At 61.3% G+C, this 2,456-nt stretch carries 2 protein-coding genes and 1 other RNA gene; 2 read left to right on the forward strand and 1 reads right to left on the reverse strand.

Features of this window, described 5'->3' with window-relative positions; translation table 11 throughout:
• Nucleotides 1-29: 29 nt before the first annotated feature.
• Nucleotides 30-398: a transfer-messenger RNA gene (ssrA, locus tag Q0288_RS01220) on the reverse strand.
• Nucleotides 399-726: 328 nt separating this feature from the next.
• On the opposite strand from ssrA, the gene Q0288_RS01225 reads away from it, so the two are divergent.
• Both Q0288_RS01225 and Q0288_RS01230 read left to right on the forward strand, forming a co-directional pair.
• Nucleotides 727-1,128 carry a PaaI family thioesterase gene (locus Q0288_RS01225; protein ID WP_299425914.1) on the forward strand — a complete coding sequence of 134 codons (402 nt, stop codon included), beginning with the start codon at nucleotides 727-729 and terminating at the stop codon, nucleotides 1,126-1,128.
• Between the two features lie 149 nt (nucleotides 1,129-1,277).
• The coding region (locus tag Q0288_RS01230; protein WP_299425917.1) for an MFS transporter at nucleotides 1,278-2,456 on the forward strand (1,179 nt) is incomplete at its 3' end.

Raw genomic sequence — 2,456 nt, forward strand, 5'->3', positions numbered from 1 at the left:
GCAAGAAGCCACCTTTCGGTGGCTCTCTCTGGTGGAGGCGAGGGGAATTGAACCCCTGTCCAAAGAATCATCCAGCAGACTTCTACGTGTGTAGTTGGTGATTGGTCGTCATTCAGGCTTTCGCCACCAGCAGCGGGCTTGAACCGAGCCCCGTGTGCGCCGTTCAGGGCGCTTTCGCTCTTGACTACGGAGCCTTGCCTCGAGCTAGCCGACTTTAGGTCGTTCGTTCAGCACGCCATCGGCTGGGCTTCTGAAGAACGTGGCTGACTTAAGCAGCCAGAGCGTAGCTGTTGCTACGAACGTTGCCAGTTATGGCTTTGCCCATTTTTACGAGGCCATGGGCTACCTCGACACGCCGTACTGCCTTCAAGAATCCCTGTCGAAACCGGAACGCCCCCAGGCAAATAGGAAGTATAGCAGGTTTTTGAGAGTCTTGTAAGGGGGGGTATGCGGCTGAAAAGTCGGTTGAGCAGCCCCTCTGGCCCGATGGGGGAGGCTTTGAGTCGAAAAAAAACGTCCCTGGGGAAGTGAGGTCGCCAGACTATCGCTTCGACCCCTACCCGGGGGCAGAGTCCACTGAATTCTTAGGGCAGCCCTTCGGCTGGCCTCGCTCGGCCCGGCCCCTTCACCGGGTGAAACTCCCTTTAGGCAGGGCGCTTTTGGGGGAGACGGGGAGTGCGGGGAGGTTCCTGACAAAAGCTGAGCCGGCTGGGGTAGGCTAGGCTCATGAGCAAGATTGACCCCACCAGACTCGAGCACGAAACCTTATTCCAAACTCTGGGAATCAGGTTCCTCGAGGCCGGCCCCCAAAAGGTGGTTGCCGAGATGGATGTGACCCCCAGGGTGCACCAGCCTTTTGGCTTTTTGCATGGCGGCGCATCGGTATCCCTGGCCGAGACCGTTGCCAGCATTGGTGCGTACCTGGCAGCGCCAGAGGGCTATTCCAGCTTCGGGCTGGAAATAAACGCCAACCACCTGCGTTCGGTGCAGTCTGGCAAGGTCACCGCCACCGGAACCCCTCTCCACTCGGGCCGTACCACGGCAGTCTGGAGCATTGAAATCCGCGATGAGCTGGGGCAACTGGTCTGCATCTCCCGCTGCACGCTGGCCATTACGCCCACGCGCTAGGCTGCGGCTGATTTACCAGCCGGCCAGGCTTTTCTCCCACCGGGACCGCCGGGTGAGGGAGCGGAAGATCGGTTTGCGCAACACATAGTCGCCGCCGGGCCCCCCACACCGGGGGCAGCCAGCACAACAACCAGGCGTATACTGCCTTTGTGTCCGTACAGCGCAGCAGCCGCGCCCATCCCGAAGTTCTGATTCCGCCGCTGGTGAAGAAAAACACCTGGCTGTTGGCCACGACCCAGGCCATCAACGGAGCAGGGATGCAGCTGGTGCCCACCTTTGGCGCGATTCAGGTGGTGATGTTGCTGGGCAATGCTGCTTTTGCCGGGGTAGCGACCAGCATCATGGCCTTTTCCAGAGTTATGACGGCCTATTTTGTGGGGCGGCTGACCGACCAGCGCGGACGCAAGGCAGGGATGTATCTGGGGTTGTGGCTGGCCCTGGTGGGGGCTCTGGTTATCGGCATGGCCACCATGCTGGGGTCCTTCGCGATGTTTTGTGTGGGGGCACTGATATTTGGCAGTGGGGTGGGGGCCGTGCAGCAGATGCGTGTTGCGGCTGCCGACATGTACCCCCCTAGCCGGCGCGGGGAGGGCATCAGCCTGGTGGCGATGGGTTCTTTGTTTGGCGCAGGCATCTCTCCCCTGCTGGTCTGGCTGGCCGAACGATGGGGGAAGCTCCTGGGCATCAACGAAATCGCACTGGCCTGGTTGCTGGTTCCGGTGCTGATACTGCCATGCTTTTTGCTGGTGAGGAGCATTCGGCCCGATCCAAGACAGATTGCCCTCGAGATGGAAAAGTATTACCCGGCCTGGGCGCTGGGGGGCGCGGGTTCCAATCCGCTGGAACTCGAACAGGGTGACCTTTTCCGTGTGCGGGTAGCGGCTATCCTATCGGCGGTAACGGTGCAAGGGCAGATGGTCATGATGATGTCCATGACCGCCCTGGCCCTCAAGGCCCTGGACTGTAGCCTATCGCAGATTTCCTTCTCGGTAGCGCTGCATGCGATGGGGATGTTTGCCTTTTCCTGGCCCATTGGGCGGCTGGCCGACCGAATTGGGCGCAGGCCTGTGATTGTGGCTGGGCTGGCGGTGGCTGGCCTGGGGGCGCTGCTGGTGGGTCTGGGCGAGGGATACTGGGCCATTACCACCGGAACCTTTCTGGTGGGGCTGGGCTGGTCCGGGGCTTTCCTGGGTTCCAATACCATGCTGGCCGATGTCAGCCCACCCATCGGGCGCGGACGGGCTATTGGCGTGCTCGAGCTCTGGGCGAATGCTGCGGGCATGACCCTCCCGATCCTGGGAGGTCTGGTGGTGCAAGGGTTTGGCCTG

The organism is uncultured Meiothermus sp. (assembly GCF_937863175.1).
Taxonomy (GTDB): Bacteria; Deinococcota; Deinococci; order Deinococcales; family Thermaceae; genus Meiothermus.

Bases quoted from the DNA above. Each gene is read 5' to 3' on its own strand.
- Q0288_RS01225 (WP_299425914.1), top strand. From the start codon at position 727: ATGAGCAAGATTGACCCCACCAGACTCGAGCACGAAACCTTATTCCAA.